The organism is Gordonibacter sp. RACS_AR68 (genome assembly GCF_030418485.1).
GTDB classification, from domain to species: Bacteria; Actinomycetota; Coriobacteriia; order Coriobacteriales; family Eggerthellaceae; genus Gordonibacter; species Gordonibacter urolithinfaciens.
Genome location: NZ_JAIPUP010000003.1, coordinates 165774 through 186091 on the forward strand (window position 1 = coordinate 165774; position 20318 = coordinate 186091).

General features: G+C 71.2%; 18 protein-coding genes. 6 read left to right on the top strand and 12 right to left on the bottom strand.

All coding sequences use genetic code 11. The features are described from left to right. Window positions 1-207: 207 nt before the first annotated feature. The 7 genes from K9U15_RS07970 to K9U15_RS08000 all read right to left on the bottom strand — a co-directional run bounded on the left by K9U15_RS07970 (window position 208) and on the right by K9U15_RS08000 (window position 6856). Window positions 208-1587, bottom strand: a complete 1380-nt coding sequence (locus K9U15_RS07970) for a transcription antitermination factor NusB (RefSeq protein ID WP_301155876.1) — start codon at window positions 1585-1587, stop codon at window positions 208-210. Beyond that, on the bottom strand, window positions 1580-2536 hold the full coding sequence (gene fmt / locus K9U15_RS07975; protein ID WP_096226643.1) for a methionyl-tRNA formyltransferase: 957 nt from the start codon (window positions 2534-2536) through the stop codon (window positions 1580-1582). The genes K9U15_RS07970 and fmt overlap by 8 nt, the downstream gene beginning before the upstream one ends. A 2-nt stretch (window positions 2537-2538) precedes the next feature. Next, complete coding sequence (gene def, locus K9U15_RS07980; RefSeq protein WP_087189651.1) at window positions 2539-3084, bottom strand: peptide deformylase; 546 nt, start codon at window positions 3082-3084, stop codon at window positions 2539-2541. A gap of 165 nt (window positions 3085-3249) precedes the next feature. After that, a complete protein-coding gene (locus K9U15_RS07985; RefSeq protein ID WP_087189650.1) occupies window positions 3250-4188 on the bottom strand; it encodes an SPFH domain-containing protein in 939 nt (312 codons plus the stop codon). After that, complete coding sequence (locus K9U15_RS07990) at window positions 4188-4613, bottom strand: NfeD family protein (RefSeq protein ID WP_096226644.1); 426 nt, start codon at window positions 4611-4613, stop codon at window positions 4188-4190. Before K9U15_RS07990 ends, K9U15_RS07985 begins: the two co-directional genes overlap by 1 nt. Window positions 4614-4741: 128 nt before the next feature. Then, a complete protein-coding gene (dnaG, locus tag K9U15_RS07995; protein WP_096226645.1) occupies window positions 4742-6655 on the bottom strand; it encodes a DNA primase in 1914 nt (637 codons plus the stop codon). 9 nt (window positions 6656-6664) lie between these two features. Beyond that, window positions 6665-6856, bottom strand: coding sequence for a hypothetical protein (locus K9U15_RS08000; RefSeq protein WP_096226646.1), 192 nt, complete (start codon window positions 6854-6856; stop codon window positions 6665-6667). 225 nt (window positions 6857-7081) lie between these two features. Between K9U15_RS08000 and K9U15_RS08005 the strand changes: the two genes are divergently transcribed. The 5 genes from K9U15_RS08005 (at window position 7082) to K9U15_RS08025 (ending at window position 12503) form a co-directional block, all read left to right on the top strand. Then, entirely contained in the window at window positions 7082-8248 is a 1167-nt protein-coding gene (locus tag K9U15_RS08005; protein ID WP_096226647.1) for a hypothetical protein, read from the top strand. Window positions 8249-8816: 568 nt separating this feature from the next. Then, on the top strand, window positions 8817-10043 hold the full coding sequence (locus tag K9U15_RS08010; RefSeq protein ID WP_096226648.1) for a deoxyguanosinetriphosphate triphosphohydrolase family protein: 1227 nt from the start codon (window positions 8817-8819) through the stop codon (window positions 10041-10043). 109 nt (window positions 10044-10152) lie between these two features. Beyond that, entirely contained in the window at window positions 10153-10698 is a 546-nt protein-coding gene (gene yfcE, locus K9U15_RS08015) for a phosphodiesterase (RefSeq protein ID WP_096226649.1), read from the top strand. A gap of 213 nt (window positions 10699-10911) precedes the next feature. Beyond that, entirely contained in the window at window positions 10912-11805 is an 894-nt protein-coding gene (locus K9U15_RS08020; RefSeq protein WP_096226650.1) for an RNA polymerase sigma factor, read from the top strand. Continuing rightward, window positions 11802-12503 (top strand): DUF2461 domain-containing protein, encoded by a 702-nt coding sequence (locus K9U15_RS08025; protein WP_227115434.1) that lies wholly within the window; start codon window positions 11802-11804, stop codon window positions 12501-12503. Before K9U15_RS08020 ends, K9U15_RS08025 begins: the two co-directional genes overlap by 4 nt. Window positions 12504-12569: 66 nt before the next feature. Here the strand turns inward: K9U15_RS08025 and K9U15_RS08030 are convergent, their stop codons facing one another. The 4 genes from K9U15_RS08030 to K9U15_RS08045 all read right to left on the bottom strand — a co-directional run bounded on the left by K9U15_RS08030 (window position 12570) and on the right by K9U15_RS08045 (window position 17786). Further along, entirely contained in the window at window positions 12570-13823 is a 1254-nt protein-coding gene (locus K9U15_RS08030) for a GGDEF domain-containing protein (protein ID WP_096226651.1), read from the bottom strand. A 203-nt stretch (window positions 13824-14026) separates the two neighbouring features. After that, entirely contained in the window at window positions 14027-15706 is a 1680-nt protein-coding gene (locus K9U15_RS08035) for a helix-turn-helix transcriptional regulator (RefSeq protein WP_227153925.1), read from the bottom strand. Window positions 15707-15950: 244 nt separating this feature from the next. After that, complete coding sequence (locus K9U15_RS08040) at window positions 15951-16223, bottom strand: twin-arginine translocase TatA/TatE family subunit (RefSeq protein WP_096226652.1); 273 nt, start codon at window positions 16221-16223, stop codon at window positions 15951-15953. Window positions 16224-16385: 162 nt separating this feature from the next. Continuing rightward, on the bottom strand, window positions 16386-17786 hold the full coding sequence (locus K9U15_RS08045) for an NAD(P)/FAD-dependent oxidoreductase (protein WP_096226653.1): 1401 nt from the start codon (window positions 17784-17786) through the stop codon (window positions 16386-16388). Between the two features lie 391 nt (window positions 17787-18177). Between K9U15_RS08045 and K9U15_RS08050 the strand changes: the two genes are divergently transcribed. Continuing rightward, window positions 18178-18999 (top strand): hypothetical protein, encoded by an 822-nt coding sequence (locus tag K9U15_RS08050; protein ID WP_227115436.1) that lies wholly within the window; start codon window positions 18178-18180, stop codon window positions 18997-18999. 222 nt (window positions 19000-19221) lie between these two features. On the opposite strand, the gene K9U15_RS08055 is transcribed toward K9U15_RS08050, so the two are convergent. Continuing rightward, the gene (locus K9U15_RS08055) at window positions 19222-20295 is read right to left on the bottom strand and encodes a DUF1848 domain-containing protein (RefSeq protein WP_096226654.1); all 1074 of its coding nucleotides are present in this window, start codon (window positions 20293-20295) and stop codon (window positions 19222-19224) included. Window positions 20296-20318 lie beyond the last annotated feature (23 nt).

The following is a 20318-nucleotide window of genomic DNA, read 5'->3' on the forward strand; positions in this document are numbered from 1 at the left end:
TCGGCTTCGGCCCCAGAAGGCCGAAATCTCCGCAGGCGGACGCGCAATAAACCGGAGGAAGGGACGCCGTGCGTCCACGGCCGTCCGGCAAAAAACGCCAGTCGGCCGATAAGCGGAGCACGGCGCTTGCGGGTCGACCGAGAAGCCCCAACCGGCCGGCCCCGGGAAAGCGTCGCAGGTGCCCGGCGCGCCGGCCGGGCATGCGCCCTATCGCTTGCGCACGAAGCGCACGGCGAAGTGCGCGTCGGGGGTTCCGGGCGCGAGGCGCGTGGCCACGCACGCCTTGCCAGCGATGGGGGCCAGCTCGAAATCGGCACCCTCGGGGCTCTCCAGGAAGCGCTTAACCACGGCGTTGTTCTCCGTATGGGTCACGGTACAGGTGGCGTAGGCCAGCTGGCCGCCGCGCGCCACCTGGCCGGCCGCCGAACGCAGGAGCGACAGGCCGAGCGCGGCCAGCTCGCCCAGATGCTCCTCGGTCAGGCGCCAGCGTATCTCGGGATGCCGCCGCAGCGTGCCCAGGCCCGAGCAGGGGGCGTCGATGAACACGGCGTCGAAGCGGCGACGTCCCAGCACGGCGCCGAGCATGGTGGCGTCGCCCGTGACCGCGTCGGCCACGTGCACGCCGTACTCCACGGCCCGCTCGCGCAAGAGGTCGGTCTTGAACGCGTGGTTGTCCAGCGCCACGAGCTCCATCTGGCTGCCGTAGGCGCGCAGGGCGCCGCTCTGCAAGAGGATGGTCTTCGTGCCGCGCCCGGACCCTATCTCCAGAAACGACGCGGGCATGTGCGCGGGCAGCACGCTCGCGGCCACGAGCTGCGAGGCCGCGTCCGACACGAGCAGCTTGCCCTGCGAGAACAGCCGGCGCACGCGCCCGTCCTGCAGCGCGCGCGGCTCGGCAACCTGCAGGCAGCCCGGCACCTCCACGCCGTCGATGGACACCGGGCGCACGTCCGCGCCCGCCTCGCCCAGGGCCGCGCGCACCTCCTCCGCCGTCGCCTTCGCCTCGTTCACGGCCACGAACAGCGGCGCGGGCTCGTTCGAGGCGCGCATGAGGTCCACGGCCGCCTGGGGGCCCAAGTCGACTATGAGGCGCTTGGCCAGCCATAGGGGGAACGCATGCAGGCGCGCGAGCGCCGCCACGTCGCGGGAGGGGTCGCCGAAGGGGAAGTCGCGTTTCAAGGCAACCACGCGGCGCAGCACGGCGTTGGCAAGGCCGGCGGCGCGGGGCTGCACGGAGCGCACGAGCTCCACGCCCTGGTCGACGGCCGCATGCGGCGTCTTGTCCAGGAACAGTATCTCGTAGGCGGCAATGCGCAGCGCGTCGCGCACGTCGTCCTGCACGTCGCCGGGCTTGTCGAGCGCGCGGTCCAGCACCTCGTCGAGCGTGCCCCAGCTGCTCGTCACCCCCAGCGCGAGGCGCGTGGCGAACGCGCGGTCCTCCGGGCTCATACGCGAGCCGTCGATGCGCCGGGCGATGACGTCCTGCGCGTAGGCGTCGCGGCGGCGCACGTCGCCGCCGACGGCGAGGGCCGCGAGGCGCGCCGGGCTCGCCTTCGACGGACGGCCCGCGGTCTTCTCGTCACTCATGCGCAGCCTCCCATGAAAGCGTCTCCTGCTTGATGCCCTGCACGCCGGCGGCGAACGCCTTGGCGTCCATGGCCTGGCGGCCGTCGGGCTTGACGGAAGCCACCTCGGCCGCACCGTCGGCGAAGCCCAGGAACAGCCGCTTTCCGGCGAAGCGCACCTCCCCCGCCGCCAGCCCCCCTGCCAGCTCGCACCCGCGGGCGTCTTCCACGGAACGCAGCGCGAGCACCGTCACCGGGCGGGCGGCTACGACGGCGCGCGCGGGGTGGGCGCCGCTCGAGGCGCGCACCTTGCGGACAGCCGCCTCGGCCGTATCCCGAGGGTCCAGGTCCAGCTCGCGCTTCCCCACCTTCGAGGCGTAAGTGACCTGCGACTCGTCCTGCTCGGTCCACTCGGCCGCGCCGCTCTGCACGTGGACGAGGGCCGTGAGCAGGGCGTGCGAGCCCAGGTTCGCCAGCTCGTCGGTGAGCTCGGGGGCCGTCTTGCCGTCGATGCGCGCCGTGCGGCACACGCAGTAGGCGCCCGTGTCCAGGCCCTCCTCCATGCGCATGATGCACACGCCCGCCACGGCATCGCCCGCGAGTATCGCGCGCTCCACCGGCGCCGCGCCGCGCCAACGAGGAAGGAGGGACGCATGCACGTTCAGGCAGCCGAAGGGCGGCAGGTCCAGCACTGCCTTCGGCAGGATGGCGCCGTAGGCGGCCACGCAGATGACGTCGGGCTCGAACGAGGCCAGCTCGGCCTGCACGGCCTCGTCGCGCAGCGTGCGCGGTTCGAGCACGGGCAGCCCCAGGCGCTCGGCGGTGCGCTTCACCGGCGACGGTTCCAGCTTCCTGCCGCGCCCGCGCACGGCGTCGGGGCGGGTGTACACGGCCGCCACCTCGTGCTGCTGGGACAGGTCCTCCAGTATGGTGGCCGCGAACTCCGGCGTGCCCATGAACACGACGCGCATGGTCAGCGCACCCGCGTATCGAGCGACGTCTCGCCCGGCTTCGCGCCCGCGGCGCGCGCCAGCTCGTAGTCGCGCAGCGCCTGGATGCGCGCGATGGGATCGCAGCGCTCGAACATGGTGACGCCGTCCAGGTGGTCCAGCTCGTGCTGCAGGCAACGGCCCAAAAGCCCGTCGCCCTCGATCTCCCACTCCTCGCCGTCCAGGTCGAAGTAGCGCACGCGCGCCCACGGCGGCCGCGCGATGGGCACGGAGATGCCGGGGCATGACAGGCAGCCCTCGCCCTCCACCACCGGGTCGCCCTGGGTGTCCACGAGCACGGGGTTCACCAGCACGATGGGGTCCTGCTCGCCGGACTCGGCCTGGTCGCAGTCCACCACCACGAGGCGCTTCGTCACGCCCAGCTGCGGCGCGGCCAGGCCGCAGCCGTCGTTCTTGTACATGGCCTTGGCCATCTGCTTGGCCAGCTTGCGCAGGCCCTTGTCGCCCAAATCGCACGGCTCGCAGACCGTGTTCAGCAACGGGTTCGGTGATTGCACGATGGTTATCACGAAGACACGTCCCTCTCGTTCCTTATCGCACGCGTCCCGGCGCAGGCCGGGACGCGGAAAAGCTCCTTATGGGGACATTGTGCGGTTTCGTCTGCCCCTTGTCCAGTAGCATGCGGGAAACATCCACAAAACCCAAGGTGAGAAGGGGAAGAAAGCAAGCGACTCCTACTTGTCCACCACGATCTCCTTCAGGCTGGCGGCGAGGCCGGCCACGCCCTGGATGTCGGAGGGAATGATGATCTTCGTGGCCTGGCCGTCGGCGACGGTCTTCAGGGCCTCGAAGGCCTGCAGGGTGAGCACGGCGTTGTCGGCGCCGGCCTCGCGCACCATGCGGATGCCGTCGGCGGTGGCCTGCTGCACGTTCAGGATGGCGGCGGCCTCGCCCTCGGCCTCGCGTATCTGCTTCTCGCGCTCGGCCTCGGCGGCCAGGATCACGGCCTGCTTCTCGGCCTCGGCGGCCAGGATCTGCGCCTGCTTGTTGCCCTCGGCCACGGTGATGGCGGACTGCTTCTCGCCCTCGGCCAAGAGGATGGCCTCGCGCTTCTCGCGCTCGGCCTTCATCTGCTTCTCCATGGCCTGCTGGATGGCGGCCGGCGGCGTGATGTTCTTCACCTCCACGCGGTTCACCTTGATGCCCCACGCGTCGGTGGCCTCGTCCAGGATGGAGCGCATCTTGGCGTTGATGGTGTCGCGTGACACGAGCGTGGTGTCCAGCTCCAAGTCGCCGATGATGTTGCGGAGCGTGGTGGCGGCCAGGTTCTCGATGGCCACGAGCGGGTTCTCCACGCCGTAGGCGTAGAGCTTCGGGTCCATGATCTTGAAGAACACCACCGAGTCGATGGACATGGTCACGTTGTCCTTCGTGATGACGGGCTGGGGCGGGAAGTCGGCCACCTGCTCTTTGAGCGTGATGCCCGCGCGCACGCGGTCGATGAAGGGGATCTTCACATGCAGGCCGTTGTTCCAGGTGGTGAGGTACGAGCCCAGGCGCTCCACGATGGCGGCCTGCGCCTGCGGCACGATCTTGATGCACGTGACGGAGAACAGCACCACGAGCACGACGACCACGACGATGGCGATGGTGAGGGGGTTCAAGGGGAACATCAGCGTTTCCTTTCGACGATGAGCTTGACGCTTTCCTGGCTCACGATGCGCACGACCTCGCCCGCGGGGATGGGGAGGCCGTCCGCGGAGCGCGCGGCCCAGGTCATGCGGTTGTCCGTCTCCACGCGGCCGGTCATGCCGTCGTTGTCGACGTCCTCCACCACGACGGCCGTCTGGCCGACATGGGTGGGCTCCTCCTGCTTGCCGCGGTCGCGGTACTTCACGAACACGGGGCGCAGGCCCACGAGGCAGGCCACGGAGACGACGAGGAACACGACCAGCTGCACGACGAGGTCGGCGCCGAGCAGGCTCGCGGCGAACGCGACGAGCGCGCCCACGACGAACCACATGGTGATGAGGCTGAGCGAGACGATCTCGACGACGCCCATGACGGCGGCGACGCCCAGCCAGACGAAGGGACTCATGGCGACTCCTTTCTCTTTGCTCGAGTATACCATGTCGTCCGTGCCGCCGAGGTGGCGCCAGGCGGAATGAAGAGAGCGCGAGCGGGCGAACCTCGCATCAGCCGGCCTTGGGCGTGCCCCTCCTCGTGCTACACGGCCTTGTGCGCGAGGCGGCGGCGGGTGAGGTCCTTCTGCATGGCGGTCACGGTCTGGAACAGCATCTCGTACTCGTCGGCGGGCAGGGCGGACGGGTCGGACAGCTGGGCGCGCAGGGCGGCCACGGCGTCCTCGGCGTCGCCGATGGCCAGCTCCTCCGCCAGGAAGCGCGCGAGCGGCTCCGGCTCGGTCGCGCCGGCCATGGAGCCGGACGTGAGGATGCCCGACGCCTGCGGCAGCACGCGGGCGGCGTCGCCGATGACGCGCGCCGCGGGCGCGGCGGGGTCCTCGGCCAGCGTGGCCAGCATGCTCTGCGCGAGCGTGGCGTGCACCGGCTCGTGCCACTGCGTGCTGGCGAGCGCGTCAGCGTGTGCCAGGGCGAGCTCGGGGTGCTGGGCCGCAAGGCTTAGGAACTCGCGCTCGAAGCGGCGCCGGTTCGCCTCGGGCTGGGACAGCCCCGCGCGGCGCGGCGCGCCCCCGCCCGGGGCCGCGGCTCCCGGGTCCGCCGCGGGAAGGCGCCCGTCGCCTGCGGGTGCGCCCGCACGGCCCGGCCCGCCGTCATCCGCCTCGGCGGCGCGGCGCGGCGGCTCCAGGCGCGCCAGCTGCTCGAGCACGTCCTCCTCGCGGGCCCGGCAGCGGCTCGCTATCTGCACGGCGTAGTCCTTCGCCAGAAGCGAGTCCTTGATGGGCGCGAGCACCGCGAGCGCGTCGACGAGCGCGCGCGAGCGACCCTCGGCGCTGCCCAGGTCGTGCGCGGCCAGGCGGCGCTCGATGCCGTACTTCAGCAGGGGCTGGGCGCGCGCGATGAGCTCGCGCAGCGCGTCGGCGCCGCGCGCGCCCACGAACTCCGCAGGGTCCAGGTTGTCCGGCAGCGTGACGGCGGCCAGCTCCACCTTCGCCCGCCCCGCCTCCGGCGTCATGGAGTCGTCGATGAAGCCGAGCGCGCGGTCGGCGGCGCGCTGCCCCGCCTCGTCGCCGTCGAACAGGTACACGATCTTGTGCTGCGCGTGGCGCGCGAGCAGGCGTATGTGGCGCATGGTGAGCGCGGTGCCGAGCGTGGCCACCGCGTTGCCTATGCCGGCCTCGTGCAGCGCGATGACGTCGGTGTACCCCTCCACCACCACGGCCACGCCCGTGGCGGCCATAGCCGCCTTCGCGTGGTCCAGCCCGTAGAGCACCTGCGACTTGTGGAACACCGACGTCTCCTGCGAGTTCAGGTACTTCGGCTCGCCCTTGCCGATGACGCGCCCGCCGAACGCGATGCACTCGCCCTGCGCGTCGCCGATGGGGAACATCACGCGGTTGAAGAAGCGGTCGCGCAGCTTGCCGCCGCGGTCCTTCATGGCCACGTTCGCCTCCACCATCTCCTCGGCCGAGAAGCCCTGCGCGGACAGGTGCCGCACGAGCTGCCCGCGCCCCGGCGCGAAGCCCAGCCGCCAGCGGCGCGGAACGTCGCCGCCCAGGCCGCGGCCCGCCAGGTAGCTGCGGGCGGCGGCCGCGTCGGCGTCCGGGTTGCGCATGAGCTGGGTGTGGTAGAACGCGGCCGTCGCCTCGCATACCGCCTTCAGGCGCGCCTTCTTGGAGCTCGGCACGCCGCCGCGGCCGCCCGTGTCGGCGATGTCGATGTGCGCCCGCTCGGCCAGCTTCCGCACCGCCTCGGGAAACGACAGATCCTCGGTCTTCATGAGGAAGCCGAACACGTCGCCCCCCTCGTTGCAGCCGAAGCAATGCCACAGCTGCAGCACGGGGTCGATCTTGAACGAGGGCGTCTTCTCGTTGTGCAGCGGGCAGCAGCACCAGAAGTCGCGGCCGCGCTGCTTCACGGGCGTGCGCTCGCCGATAATGGCCACGAGGTCGGACGCCTCGCGCACCTTCTGGATGTCCTCTTCGCTGATGGTGCCCGCCATGCGCCCCCGCTACCTCCGCCTGTTCTGCTTGGCCAGCACGAGGTTCACCAGGAACAGGGCGCCGAACCCGATGGCCGGGATGAAGTCGCGCGCGCCCGACAGGCCCTCGCCCCCCTTGCCGAAGGCGAGCACCAGGCTGCCCGTCATCAGGACGAAGCTCAGCACCGCGATCGCCGCGTACACCCATTCCCGATTCCTCATGCACGGCCCTTCCGTCTCGTCGTCCCGCCCTTCCGCACAGTATAGCGCAAGCGCGTCCGCGCCGAGTTGTCAGCAGCTTGCCAACCGGATGCTTACAGAGCGTCGCGGGGTCGGGCGGGCCTACGGGCGCGTTGCTATGCTGGGCCGATGCGTCGCGCCCCGGCGTCCGGGCCGGGAGCGCCGACGCACGCCCACGGACAAGCAAACGGACACGGGAGGTTACCCATGGAAGACGGCATCTCGGTACTCGCGGACTTCGACTCGGCCCTTTTCGAGCACGAGGAGCCTCCCCTGGTATCGCTCTACCTGCCCACGCACGGCCGCGCCGGCGCCGAGGAGGACCGCATCCGGTTCAAGGGCCTCGTGGAGGAGGCGCGCGGCAAGCTCGCCCAGGAGTTCGCGCACCGCGAGCATACGGGCGTCGACGCGCGGCTGGACGAGGTGGCCGCACGGCTGGAGGAGCTGGCGAGCCCCGTGCCCGGCGGCAGCCTGGCCGTGCTCGTGGGAAACGACCGCGCCTATCTCTACCAGCTGGGCTACGTGGCGGGTCCGCTCGCGTTCGCAGGCGAGCGGTTCTACGTGCGCCCGCTGCTCAAGAACTTCTCGTTCGGCTCGCGCTACTTCCTGCTGGGGCTGTCGGCCGACCGCTTCGCGTTCGTGCACGGCGACTTCGGCTCGCTCGACCGCGTGGAGCTGCCTGCCGACGTGCTGGACGAGTTCAGCGAGGAATTCCCCCTCGTGTACGACGGCCACGAGGGCGCGCTCGACTACTCGTCGCTCGAGAACCATATGCCGCCCTACCACGGTTACAAGTCGCGCAACGACGTGCGGAAGGAGGAGGCCGGGAAGTTCTTCCAGCACGTGAACAAGGTGGTGACGGAGTACCTGGCGCAGGGAACGGAGCTGCCGGTCATCCTGGTGAGCCTGCCCGAGCACCAGGCCGCCTTCCGCCGCATCTCCACCGTGCCGCGCCTTTTGCACGAGGGCATAGAGAAGGATATCGGCGGCATGGAGGCGCCCGAGCTGCTGGCCGACGCCAAGGCCGTCATCGAGCACGTGCGCGAGGCGCGCGCGGACGAGCTGCTGGAGAAGCTGGGCGACGCCGCGCCGCACGGCGGCGGCTCCACCGACCTCTCGGCCATCGGGCTGGCGCTCGTCGAGCGCAAGGTGCGCGCGCTGTTCGTGGCCGAAGGCGCCTACATCCCCGGCGGTTTCGACGACGAGACCGGCGAGGTGTTCCTGTTCGAGCGCGAGCCGCACGGCCGCTTCCAGGGCCCCGAGCTGGCCGACGCGTTCGCCCGCGCGGCGCTCGCCCAGGACGCCGAGGTGTTCGAGCTCGCCCCCGAGAAGATCCCCGGCGACTCCGGCATGGCGGCGCTGTACCGGTACTGATCGAGGCGGGCCCCTTGGCGCCGAGCCAAGGGGCCCGGGTTCGGCCGCATCGGGTTCCGCGAAGCCCGCCGCGCAGGGTCGGTCGCACGTTCGGCGGCATCACCACGACGCGCCGCACCTCTCATAGGCATCCCCTCGACGCACGGGGCATGCGGTGCTGTGGACGAAAAGGGGCAGTTTTCTTTATTCTGGATAAAAGATAGTCAAAACACCAGGGGTGCTACCAGGTGTTTCGCGAACACTGCATTCGCCATCCCTTGGTTTCCGTCCGAAATCTATAGATTACCGGGCCTTTTTGTCCCTTATGCATTCAGTCATATATCGAAGCGCTGTAGGCATGCGCAAGGCGTTTTTCGCATACGGCACGATCCGCTTCACCGTCCATGCGTCAAAGGGGACGTCAGGGCACCCGTATCGTGGATCGGCGCCCTCCCGCCACCCACCCGCTTCGCGTGAAACATTCGTTCGCTGCGCGGTTCAGGCGGCGGGACGCGCCTCCGTGCGCTACAATGTCCCCGACGAACACGACGCGCGCCGCCGCGGCGGCGCTTCTTCGCAGAGGACGCCTATGGAACGCACGAGCATCCCCTACCGCACGCTCGACCCCGAGGTCGAGGCCGCCATCCGCGCCGACCGGAAGGCGGGGCGCCGGCACCCGCGCGCCTTCGACGATGCCGACGTCGTGCGGCGCGAGCCGAAGCCCCACGACGAGGCCACGCTCGCCCGCCCCGCGTTCGCGCGCGACATCGAGAAGATCCTGAACGTGCCCGCGTACAACCGCTACGCCGACAAGACGCAGGTGTTCTCGTTCGTGGAGAACGACGACATCTGCCGGCGCGGCCTGCACGTGCAGCTGGTGAGCCGCATCGCGCGGGGCATCGGCTCGCTCCTGGGGCTCAACTGCGAGCTCATCGAGGCCATCGCGCTCGGACACGACGTGGGCCACACGCCGTTCGGGCACGCCGGCGAGCGCTACCTTTCGCAGTGCTACCACGAGCGCACGGGGCGCTTCTTCAACCACAACGTGCACTCCGTGCGCGTGCTCGACCGGCTGTACCGCCGCAACGTGAGCCTGCAGACGCTCGACGGCGTGCTCTGTCACAACGGCGAGTTCGCCCAGCAGGTGCTGCGCACGGGCAGCACCGCCTCCTTCGACGAGCTCGACCGCCTGGTGGAGGCCTGCACGGCAGACGAGGGCGCCATCGGCCGGCTGCGCCCCTCCACGCTCGAGGGCTGCGTCGTGCGCGTGGCCGACATGATCGCCTACGTGGGCAAGGACCGCTACGACGCCATCGAGCTGGGCGTGGTTGACTCGCTCGACGCGTTCGAGTCGGATTACCTGGGGCGCGACAACGCGCGCATCATCAACAACCTCACGGTGGACATCGTGAACGAGAGCTACGGGACCGACCGCATCGCGCTCTCCGAGGCCGCCTTCGACGACCTCAAGCGGGCGAAGCGGCAGAACTACGAGCTCATCTACGCGCGCGAGGGCATGGCGGGCAACGACGGCAACGTGGTGGGCGCCATGTTCGAGGAGCTCTACGCGCGCCTGCTCGACGACCTCGTGCGCGGCGACGAGGGCTCGCCGGTGTTCCGCCACCACGTGCGCAGCCTGGCCGCCCGCTCCGCCACCATAACGCCCGAGGAGTACCTGGCCGGCGAGCCGAACCAGATCGTGGTGGACTACCTGGCGTCCATGACCGACCGGTACTTCACGTCGCTGTTCGCCCACCTGTTCCCCGAGAGCCCCCTGCGCACCGTCACCCGCGGCTACTGCGCCGACCTCGGATGAGCCGGAAGAGGCAGATGGGGGCTTGGGCGCCGGGCGGTCTCGGTGCAGCGGGGTCGCGTGTCGGGAGGCGGTGCGCTACACTGGGAACTCCCCACTGATCGGAGGTCCCATGAAGCTCGTCATCGCATCCGACCTGCACGGCGCGGCGCCGGCCGTGCGCGCGCTTGCCGCGCGCATCGAGGCCGAGGCGCCCGACCGCGTGCTCCTGCTGGGCGACCTGCTGTACCACGGGCCGCGCAACGACCTGCCGGAGGGCTACGCGCCCCGGGAGGTCGCGGCCGTGCTGAACGGCATGGCCGCGCGCATCACGGCCGTGCGCGGCAACTGCGACGCCGAGGTCGACCAGATGGTGCTCGATTTCCCCTGCCTGGCCGACTACGCCCTGGTGGAGGCCGACGGGCACCTGCTGTACCTCACGCACGGCCACGTGCCGCGCATGACGCCCGACGACCCGCCCGCGCTCGCGCCCGGCAGCGCGCTCCTCACCGGCCACACCCACGTGAAGGAGCTCGGCGACCGCGGCGGCGTGCTGTTCGCGAACCCCGGCAGCACGTCCCTCCCGAAAGACGGCGCGGCGGGCTACGCCGTGTACGAGCGCGGGGCGTTCGCGCTCAAGTCGCTCGCCGGCGAGACGCTCGCGGAAGGCGGCTGGTAGGCCGGCCGTGCGGCGCCGTTCTGCGGTGCGCGGCGCCACGGTCGTCGGGGCATGCGGATCGCAGCTTTTCCGGAATTTTCCGTTTCCCTGTCACACGCGGGGTCGCAGGAGCGTCCAATGCACCAGAGGGCGCGGGCGCGCCCGCCTCGGCCGCAAAGGCCCCGCGCAACGGCCCGTGTCCCGACCTGACGGCGAGAACGAGAGAGGAACCGCATGACCGACGAGAACGCATTGATCGACGCCGCGCTCGCAGGGGACGAGAAAGCCCTGGGCAAGCTGTTGGCGGGCGTGCAGGACCGGGTGTTCAACCTGGCGCTGCGCATGCTGGGCACCGTGCCCGACGCCGAGGACGCCACGCAGGAGGTGCTGGTGAAGGCGTGTACGCGCCTGTCCGGGTTCCGCCGCGAGAGCGCGTTTTCCACCTGGGTGTTCCGCATCGCGCTCAACCATCTGGCCACCTACCGCAAGGGCCTGTTCGCCCAGCGGCCCGTGAGCTTCGACGTATATGGAGAGGACATCGCCTCGGGTCGCGAGCGCGACGTGCCCGACCTGGCCGGCGGCGCGGACAGGAGCCTGCTGGAACGCGAGCTGAAGGTGTCGTGCATGCACGGCATGCTGCAGTGCCTGGATGTGGAGGGGCGCAGCGCGTTCGTGCTGGGCACCATGTTCAAGATGGACAGCCGCGCCGCAGCCGACGCGCTCGGCATCACGCCCGAGGCGTACCGCCAACGGCTTTCTCGCGCGCGGGCGCGCATGGCCGAGTTCCTCACAACCTACTGCGGCGTGGCCGGCGGGCCCTGCCGCTGCGCGCGGCGCGTGGACTACGCCATCGCCACGCACCGCATCGACCCCGCCCGGCCCGGCTTCCAGGCGCTCGAGGAGCTGGCCGAGGATGCCGTCGAGGGCCGCGCGGCAGGTGCGCAGCCCGCCGCGGGCGCAGGCGCCAGGGTACCGTCGGCCGAGGCGCGCACCGACGCCATGGAGCTCCTCGACGACGCATCGGGCGCGTTCGCGTCGCTGCCGCGCTACCGCTGTCCCTCCGACGCGGCCGCATTCGCCCGCAGCCTCGTGGCCTCGGACGTGTTCGCGCAGGCGGTGTCCGAATGACGGCCGAGAGGGGCGCCGGGGTCGATGCCGGGATGGGCGCGGCGCTCTCCTACCTGGCCGAGCTGGAGGCCCACAACGACCGCGCCTGGTTCGCCGAGACGAAGGCCGAGCGGGCCCGTGCCCTTGCCGCCTTCGACGGCCTGGTGGCCGACGTGCAGCAGCGCGTGGGCGCGTTCGACCCCGCCGTGCTGGGCCACGACCCGAAGAAGCTCACGTTCAAGCTCACGCGCGACACGCGCTTCTCCAACGACAAGTCGCCCTATAACCCGTCGCTGCGCGCCCATGTGGGGCCGGCGGGCAAGCTGCCCGTGCCCGTGGGCTACTACCTCATGGTCAGGCCGGGCGGCCGCTCGTTTCTGGGAGGCGGGCTGTTCGCGGCCATGTTCAGGGACGCCACCGACCGCGTTCGGCGCGCCATCGCAGCGGACGGCGACGCCTGGGAGCGCGTCGTGGAGGGCCTCGCGCCCCTACAGGTGGAGGGCGAGGCGCTCAAGCGCGTGCCGCAGGGCTTCGACGCGGCGCACCCGCAGGCCGGCTGGCTCAAGTTCAAGAGCTGGTACCTGGAGCTGCCCGTGCCCGACGAGGACGTGGCCGCGCCCGGCTTCGCCGAGGCGGCCGCGCGCGAGTTCGAGCGGATGAAGCCGCTGAACGACTTCCTCAACCGCGCGCTCGAGGGCTTCGAGATGCCCGCGCGCTAGGGGCCGACCCCCGTCTCGGCGCGGCTTCGGCCGGACTGGGACGGGGATCGGCCGCGCCGGGGCGCATCAGGCGCCTCGGCCTCCGGGCGGCGGAGGCTCCGGCGATCCCGCCGCCTCGCCGAACCCGGAGCCCCCGGCATGCTCCCCCGGCCTGCGGCCGCGGTGGGCACGCGCCTTGTCCTCGTACATGCGCTCGTCGGCGCGGCGGTGGGCCTGCATGATATCCTCGCCCGCCTCCCGCACCGCCCACCCCACGGACAGCGACAGGGATCGGCCGGCCACGCCCACGGCGGCGCAGGCGGCGCGCAGGTCGTCGGCGATGCGGCGTCCGGCGCGCTCGTCCAGCTCGAAGCAGCAGACGGCGAACTCGTCGCCGCCCACGCGGTACACCGGCCCCAAGCCCCCGCAGCACGAGGACACGACCCCGGCCGCCGCGCGGATGAGCTCGTCGCCCTCCGCATGCCCCAGCTCGTCGTTCACCGCCTTCAGCCCGTCGACGTCGACGGCCACGACCCCGGCCACCCGGACACCCGTGCGGTTCCAGTTCGCCACGTCCACCTCGAACGCGTTGCGGCTCTTGAGCCCCGTCAGGTAGTCCGTGTTCGCCAGGTCGCGGTAGGCGGGGTTCGAGATGCGCCTGAACAGCACCACCGACACGGCCACGGCCACGAGGCAGAACGCGACCCCTATGAGCGGCGTGCCGATGCGCACCGTGCGGAACGTCTCGAACTGGCGCTCGGCATCGAACTCGATGCCCACGACGCCCACGACGCTCCCCTCGTCGTGGATGGGATAGTACGACACGAAGATGTGTCCCCAGTCGGTCGACTTGATGTCGGTCGGGTAGACCACCTCGTCGGCCAGGGCGCGTTCCATATCGCCGACGATCTCCTGCTCGATGGGGTCGCCCGGGTTGCGGAAATCGTCGCTTTCCGAGGGGAGCCCGTCCACGAGGTAGACGAGCGTGCCGTCGGCCGCGCGCTTCGCCGTGTAGAGATAGCGCACGCCGGTGGCGGCCTTGACCTCCTTGAACGACTCCTTCATCTCCCGGTAGGCGGGACGGGCCGGATCGTCGTCGCCATCGACGTCGTCAGCACCCTCGATAACGAGGAACGTGGACTTGTCCAGCGCGTCCTCGACGTACCCGTAGATGCTGTCGGAGCGCTCCTTGAGCGTGGATATCATGTCCCGGTAGGTTATCTGGTAGTTGAACACGTACACGCACAGAAACGACAGCGCGACGACGACGGCCGCGACCATCGACACCTGGACGTCGACCCGGCTCCAACGGCCGGGGCCCCGCGTTCTCTCCTGTCCCATGCGCCGCTCCCGCCTTTGCCTCGCCAGGGCGCCCGCCGTGCCAGCCCCCACCCTTCGATGATCGCGATTGTACCCCATCCGGGCCCCGCGAGGCATGCAGGAGCGGCCAGGAGGCGGAGAAGGCCCGTGCTCCGCGCAAGGGCGGCGCAGGATGAGGCGGGCGAGGGCCCGGAGGCCGCAGGGCGGGGACCTGGGCAGGGGCGCTAGCGGCCCGACAGGCGGCGCTCGGTGCGCTCGCCCAGGTCGATGAGCTCCTGGCGGCCGTGGACGCCGCACTTCGCGTAGATGCGGCGCAGGTGAGTGTCCACCGTGCTCTTCGAGATGTAGAACTCGGCGGCGATGCGCTCGCCCGTGCGGCCCTTGAGCGCGAAGGGCAGGATCTCGGCCTCGCGCTTGGACAGGCCGTGCTCGGCGGCAATGAGCGAGCACGCGTCGTCGAAGCGGTCGGCGTCGCGCGCGATGACGGACAGCGCCCGGAAGTCGCGCTCGGTGAACAGGAACAGGAAGGCGTAGAGCGCCGCGAGGCCGGCGCAGGCCACCACGACGGAGGGCGTCTGCTCGGTGCCGGCCACCACGTCGATGACGTTGCCCAGCGCCACGCCGGCCATCTCCCCGGCGAACAGGGCCGTGAAGCCGCGGGCGAACGACTGCGCCGCATCCTGCCCCGTGATGCGCGCCATGACCAGGAACAGCGACACGAGCACGGCCGACAGCCCCAGGTAGCCCGCCAGCACGATGGCCTCGCCCGGCACGCCGAAGTCGCCGAGCACGGGCACGAACAGAAACCCCGCCATCATCACGAGCGCGGCCAGCCGGTACACGTCGTCGAGCGGGCCCTCGGGCTCTGCGGGCGCGCCGTCGTCGGCGGATGCGGCGTCCGGGCCCGATGCCGCACCCGGGCCCGCCTCGAGGTCGAGGCCCCCCGTGGCCAGAAGCTGCAGCGCCGCAATGCAGAACAGCACGAACAGCAGCAGCGTCGCAGGGAAGGCGGGCGTGGAAGCCATGCCGGGATCGGAGCCGTACGTCTCCATGAAGCCCGCCGCCAAGCCGAACAGCACAGTGCCGGCCGCCATCTTGAACGAAAGGCGCGCCGTCTGCGCCCGCTCGGCAGGCGTGGCCAGCAGCGCCCGCAGCGACAGCGGGGACTTCGGGCCTTCGGCGCCCCGCACGGCGCGGGGCGTGGACGCAGCGCCGGCGGCAAAGGCGGCCGAGGCAACCTGCACGGTCTCGGCTGCTGCAGCCCTGCCGGCCGCAGGGGCCTCGTCATCGCGGGCGCCGGCGCCGGCCTCCGCAACGCCGCCTCCCGCATCGCGACCGCCCCTGTCGGGCTGGGAGCCCGCGCAGACGAGCGCCTGGAGCGCCCAGGCGCTGCCCAGCGGCAGCAGCTTCAGCAAGAAGGCGGCTCCCTCCACCGGCACCGTTGCCATGGCGAAGCAGGCCGTGGCGCCCACGGCCGAACCCACGAACACCGCCGGCAGCGCACGGGCCAGCGGCTGCCCGCCCAGCGCGCGGCCCCAAGCAGCCAGCATGAGCCCGGCGGGCAGGCCCACGAGCGCGCTCTCCAGCGCAAGGCTCGCGGGAGCCGGATTCCCGGCGAGCGCCGGCACGATCGAGCCCACCACGAGCAGCACGGCGTAGCACCACAGAAGAGGCCGCGCGAGCAGCGCCCCGCGCGCCTTGGAGGAGGCCACGCGCAGGAGGCCGAACGACGCTATCATGAACAGCAGCGTGCCGAACAGGTCCGCTCGCTCGAACGACAGGATTCCCTCGCCGAACGCCCGGTTCGCGCCCATGTAGAACAGCGAGAAGACGAAGCCCTGGTTGCAGGCGAACCCTGCGACGGCGCGCAGGGAGGCCCTGCCGCCACGGCGATGCGCGCCCATGCCCGGGCCTCCTTTCCCCTGCGGATACCGAAAGCCCCATGATAGCGCATGCCGGCGCGCGGCCGGCCCCGCAGCGGGCGCACCCGCAAAACGAGCACGGACGAACGTGCTCGTCCGGTAAACTCCCCCGAAACGGCCACGCGCCCGTGCGGTTGCACGGGCGCGTGGCCGAGCGCGAGGAGGGAGTTCGCGCTCGAGGGAAGGAACAGCGCATGCGCTTGCGCGCAGCGCGCGGGATAGCGGGTTAGGCGGCCTTGCGGGCGCGCACCTTCTTCGCGGCCTTAGGCTCGTCGCCCTCGGCGTCGTCGCCGGAGGCGTCCTCGTCCTCGGACTCCACGATCTCGGCCTCGTCGTCAGCACTCTCGACCTTCTTGTCGCCGCCCAGGCCCTCGCGCAGGTTCTTCACCGTCGAGCCCAGCGCGGCGCCGAGCTTCGGCAGGTTCTTCGGGCCGAAGATGAGCAGGATAACGCCGAGGATGATAAGCAGTTCGGGCATGCCCATACCGAGGATCTTCATAGTACGCCTCCAATGCGCGGGGGATTCGCCCCCATCGGTTTCAACAGCTCCGCAGTATGGACCGGCGCGCACCGCCCGGCTATCGTGCAGACGGCTGATTTTCGTCATGCAGCCTGCGCGCAGCGTGTCACGCAGATGGAGTACGCACGCGTTTCCCCTGTTCTAGGCGTCGGCGAGCAAGCCTCCCGCCAAGTAGCCCATGACAGAGGCCATCATGAGCCCGCGCGTCCAGCCGCTCGAGTCCCCCAGGCAGCGCAGGCCCCGGACGCTCGTGCGGAAGCCCTCGTCCATCTTCACGCGGTTGCTGTAGAACTTCAGCTCGGGCGAGTACAGCAGGGTCTCGGGGGCGGCGAAGCCGGGCACCACCTTGTCCACGGCCAGCATGAAGGCCAGGATGTTCGTCATGGCGCGGTAGGGCATGGCGGCCGTTATGTCGCCGGCCACCGCGTCTCCCAGCGTGGGCGCCACGTTGCTGCGCAGCAGCTCCTTGTCCCAGGTGCGCTTGCCGTCCAGGATGTCGCCCAGGCGCTGCACGAGGATACGCCCGTCGCCCAGCATGTTCGTGAGCTCGCCCACCTTCTGCGCGTAGGCGATGGGCTGGTCGAACGGCTCGGAGAAGTTGTGCGAGCACAGGATGGCCAAGTTGGTGTTCGCGGACTTCCGCTCCTTGTACGAGTGGCCGTTCACCACGGCCAGGCCCCCGTCGTAGTTCTCCTGGCTCACGAACCCGCCGGGATTCTGGCAGAACGTGCGCACCTTGTTCTTGAAGGGCTTGGGATAGCCGATGAGCTTGCTCTCGTACAGCACGTCGTTCACCGTGCGCATGACCTCGTTGCGCACCTCCACGCGCACGCCGATGTCCACGGGCCCCGGGCCGTGGGCTATCCGGTGCTCGCGGCACATGCGCTCCAGCCAGTCGGCCCCGCGCCGGCCGGTGGCCACCACCGTATGGCGGGCGCGCAGCTCGTAGGCGCCCTCGGGGCCCTCGGCCACCACGCCCGTGCAGGCATCGCCCTCCACGAGCACCTGCGTGCACGTGGTGCGGAAGCGCAGGTCAACGCCCGCGTCAGCCAGGTGGCGCTCGAGGCGCGCGTACAGCTCGCGCGCCCGCTCCGTGCCCAGGTGGCGCAGCGGGCAGTCCACGAGCTTGAGACCCGCCTCGATGGCGCGCAGGCGTATGCCGTCCACCTCCGGGCGCGGGCCGGCGCACTCCACGCGGCCGTCGGCGCCGAACGCCAGGTACACGCCGTCCACCTCTCCGATGGCCGCCTGCACGGCCTCGTGGCCGATGAGGTCGGGCAGGTCGCCGCCCACCTCGCTCGAAAGCGACAGCTTGCCGTCCGAGAACGCTCCCGCACCCGAGAACCCCGTGGTGATGCGGCACGGATCGCAGCCGGCGCACGGCCCGCCCGCCTGCTTGGGGCACGCACGGTCCTCCACGGCCAGCCCCTTGTCCAGCATGACGATGCGCCCCGCGAACCCGCGCTCGACGAGCGCGAGCGCGCAGAAGATGCCGGCAGGACCGGCTCCTACGATGACGACGTCGATATCCTGTGCGCCCATGGCGCGCCTCCTTCGCTTCCCTGCACAGCACCGCGACCGCGCGGCCGCGCCCTTCCCGCATTGTAGCGCACGCCCCGCTCCTGCCGGCGCGCGAGCCGCACGCCGCATCCTTGACGTTAAGCCTCCGCATCGAAAGACCGGCCCGCCGCCCCGAGCCGGTCCGCCCGATCCGTGGTCGAGGGCTCGCGGCCCCTGCGCATCCGGGGCCGCCCGGCGCACCGTGGAGAATCGTTGCAGGAGCTGTGGGGAAGGCGTGTGCGCGATGTGATGCTTCGACAGGTTTCAACCAGGCCCGCTGCCTCGAACGTTGCCGTTTCGTTACCATCGGATGCCGACGGCTGCAAACACCCTCGAAACGAACCCGACACAGCCGTGGAAAGGATGCTGCACCATGGCATCGCGCACCCTTTCGGCAGCGCCCGCATACCTAGCGGCGCTCGCCTTGCTGCTCTTGCTCTCCCTGCCTGCCGGCCGGGCAGAAGCGGCCCCGGCGACGACGGTCGCCCCGTCGGCGGCAGCCCTCGATCGCGCAGGGGCAGGCGACGAGAGCCTGCCGTTGGCTCGCGCAGCCTCTTCCTCTCCCCTTCCCTCCCCCTCGTCGTTCCTCGCCGCATCGCTCTCGGCAGACGAGCCCGCCCCACCCGCGGCCGACACGGCGGCATCCCCGACAGCTGACCTGCAGGTACTCGTCACAGCGCAGGCCGTCTACGAGCGGCAGCAGGCCGAGCGGGCGGCGGCCGCGGCCGCGCAGCGCACCGACAAGGTGCTCGCGTACGACCCGGCCCTCATAGCCGCCATCGGGAACCAAAGCGCCGGCGGGCATGCCGTGTGCTGCCCGGGCTACGCCTGCGCCTACGGCGACGCGGTGCTCACCGGGAAGGCCAACGACCACGCCCTCTACGGATGCGGCTGCTGCACCTGGCCCGGCTGGGGCGGCGGTAACTCGTCGTTCCGCTCCCTCGGCTCCGATGGGGCGCTTTTGCGCGAGGCCTACGACGAGATCGCGGCCGGGCGCCCCACGGTCGCCCACGTGTCCGGCCCGTACGGCGAGCACTGGATCTGCCTCATCGGCTACCGCGACGCGCAAGACCCCGACGCGCTCACGCTGGACAACTTCGTGGCGCTCGATCCCGCGAACGGCCAGGAGGTCGTGGCCTCCTACCGCTACGTGCCCTACGGCGACGCTTGCCAGCACGTGAGCAACCTGCGCTAGCAAGCACCCGAAGCAAAGGGCGCTCCCGTTTCCTGCTTCGGCGCACGTCGCGTGCGACAAGCGCTCGGCGCTTGCGCCGCCTCCTGCGGCCGACGCCCGTCACGCGGACTCTGCTTTCCGGCACCGGCTCCCCGGCGCCCGTGCGCCGCCCTCCGCAGCGCCCACCCGCCTCCCCGCCCGTCGCCCACGGACGGTCCAGCCGACGGCGCCGTCCCCGGTCGGTCAGAACAGCGGCAGCGTGGCCTTCGGCAGCGGCGGCATGGCGCGCTCGGTCACGACGTCGCCCGGCCGCAGGGCGTCGCAGAGCATCGGCGCGGCAGGATCGTAGCGCGCGAGGCGCCAGGCCGCACCGTCCCCCGCCCGTGCGGCCCGTGGACCGCGCGGCGCCGCACATCCGCCTGCCCTACCTTCGCCGTAGCCCGCGGCGCCCTTCCCCGGATAGCCGTCCGGGCTCGGCGGCCCCGGCTCGACGCCCGCCCGCCGCGCGCCCGGGTTCGCATAGCAGTACACGCAGCCGTTGGCGCACGTATCGTAGGTTCCAATGTCCACGCTCGGCGCGCAGCGACACGCCCCCGGCGCCGCCGGCGAGCCAGCCCGCGCATCCACCCCGGCCACGCGCGCGACGAGCGCCGCATCGATGCAGCCGGTTCCCGCCAGGCCAGCCTGCGCAAGGGCCGCATCGCCGCAGCCGCCCACCTCCATGCCGTGCGCGGCGCCTATCTCGGCCAGACGCAGCGCGAGCGCGGCCTTCCGCCCCTCCGGCACGCCGAAGAGGCCCAGCGCCTGCATGCGGGGCGCGATCTTGGGGTACACGTCCAGGAAGCTCAACCGGCACGCGTGCGTGAAACCCTCCAGCTTGCGGGCGAACGTCTCGAAGTAGCGCAGGTGGTGCTCCTCGGTGTAGCGTCCGCCGGGGCCGCCGAGCAAGATGGGGCTGTAGCGCCACACCACGCGCTCGGGGCCCAGGACGCGCGCCAGCTCGCGGAACGTCTCCACGAGCTCCACCTTGCGCGGCAGCCACGCCTCCACGTCGGCGCCGTAGGCGTTGAGCGTGAACTGCACGAAATACGGGGCGGGCGCCGCACGCTCCAGGCGAGCGGATTGCGCGAGCAGCGGCTCGGGGTCCTTCGTCCAGAACGCCAGGCAGTCCACCGCCCCTGCGCCGAGTGCCACACGGCTCACCTGCGTGCGGCTCATAGGGTTGCGCACGAGCGCGTACCCCTCCTCCAGACGGTTCAGCATCCAGTCCATGAAGAACCGGGGTATGTCCGTGCGCCGCGATGCGCTGACGATCACGCGCAGCCTCCTTCCTGCGAAAC

Bases quoted from the DNA above. Each gene is read 5' to 3' on its own strand.
- K9U15_RS07985 (WP_087189650.1), bottom strand. From the start codon at position 4,188: ATGTTCCCCTTGAACCCCCTCACCATCGCCATCGTCGTGGTCGTCGTG.
- K9U15_RS08025 (WP_227115434.1), top strand. From the start codon at position 11,802: ATGACGGCCGAGAGGGGCGCCGGGGTCGATGCCGGGATGGGCGCGGCG.
- K9U15_RS07990 (WP_096226644.1), bottom strand. From the start codon at position 4,613: ATGAGTCCCTTCGTCTGGCTGGGCGTCGCCGCCGTCATGGGCGTCGTC.
- K9U15_RS08005 (WP_096226647.1), top strand. From the start codon at position 7,082: ATGGAAGACGGCATCTCGGTACTCGCGGACTTCGACTCGGCCCTTTTC.
- K9U15_RS08045 (WP_096226653.1), bottom strand. From the start codon at position 17,786: ATGGGCGCACAGGATATCGACGTCGTCATCGTAGGAGCCGGTCCTGCC.
- K9U15_RS08050 (WP_227115436.1), top strand. From the start codon at position 18,178: ATGGCATCGCGCACCCTTTCGGCAGCGCCCGCATACCTAGCGGCGCTC.
- K9U15_RS08020 (WP_096226650.1), top strand. From the start codon at position 10,912: ATGACCGACGAGAACGCATTGATCGACGCCGCGCTCGCAGGGGACGAG.
- fmt (WP_096226643.1), bottom strand. From the start codon at position 2,536: ATGCGCGTCGTGTTCATGGGCACGCCGGAGTTCGCGGCCACCATACTG.
- K9U15_RS08010 (WP_096226648.1), top strand. From the start codon at position 8,817: ATGGAACGCACGAGCATCCCCTACCGCACGCTCGACCCCGAGGTCGAG.
- dnaG (WP_096226645.1), bottom strand. From the start codon at position 6,655: ATGGCGGGCACCATCAGCGAAGAGGACATCCAGAAGGTGCGCGAGGCG.
- K9U15_RS08000 (WP_096226646.1), bottom strand. From the start codon at position 6,856: ATGAGGAATCGGGAATGGGTGTACGCGGCGATCGCGGTGCTGAGCTTC.
- K9U15_RS08040 (WP_096226652.1), bottom strand. From the start codon at position 16,223: ATGAAGATCCTCGGTATGGGCATGCCCGAACTGCTTATCATCCTCGGC.
- K9U15_RS08035 (WP_227153925.1), bottom strand. From the start codon at position 15,706: ATGGGCGCGCATCGCCGTGGCGGCAGGGCCTCCCTGCGCGCCGTCGCA.
- K9U15_RS08030 (WP_096226651.1), bottom strand. From the start codon at position 13,823: ATGGGACAGGAGAGAACGCGGGGCCCCGGCCGTTGGAGCCGGGTCGAC.
- K9U15_RS07970 (WP_301155876.1), bottom strand. From the start codon at position 1,587: ATGAGTGACGAGAAGACCGCGGGCCGTCCGTCGAAGGCGAGCCCGGCG.
- yfcE (WP_096226649.1), top strand. From the start codon at position 10,153: ATGAAGCTCGTCATCGCATCCGACCTGCACGGCGCGGCGCCGGCCGTG.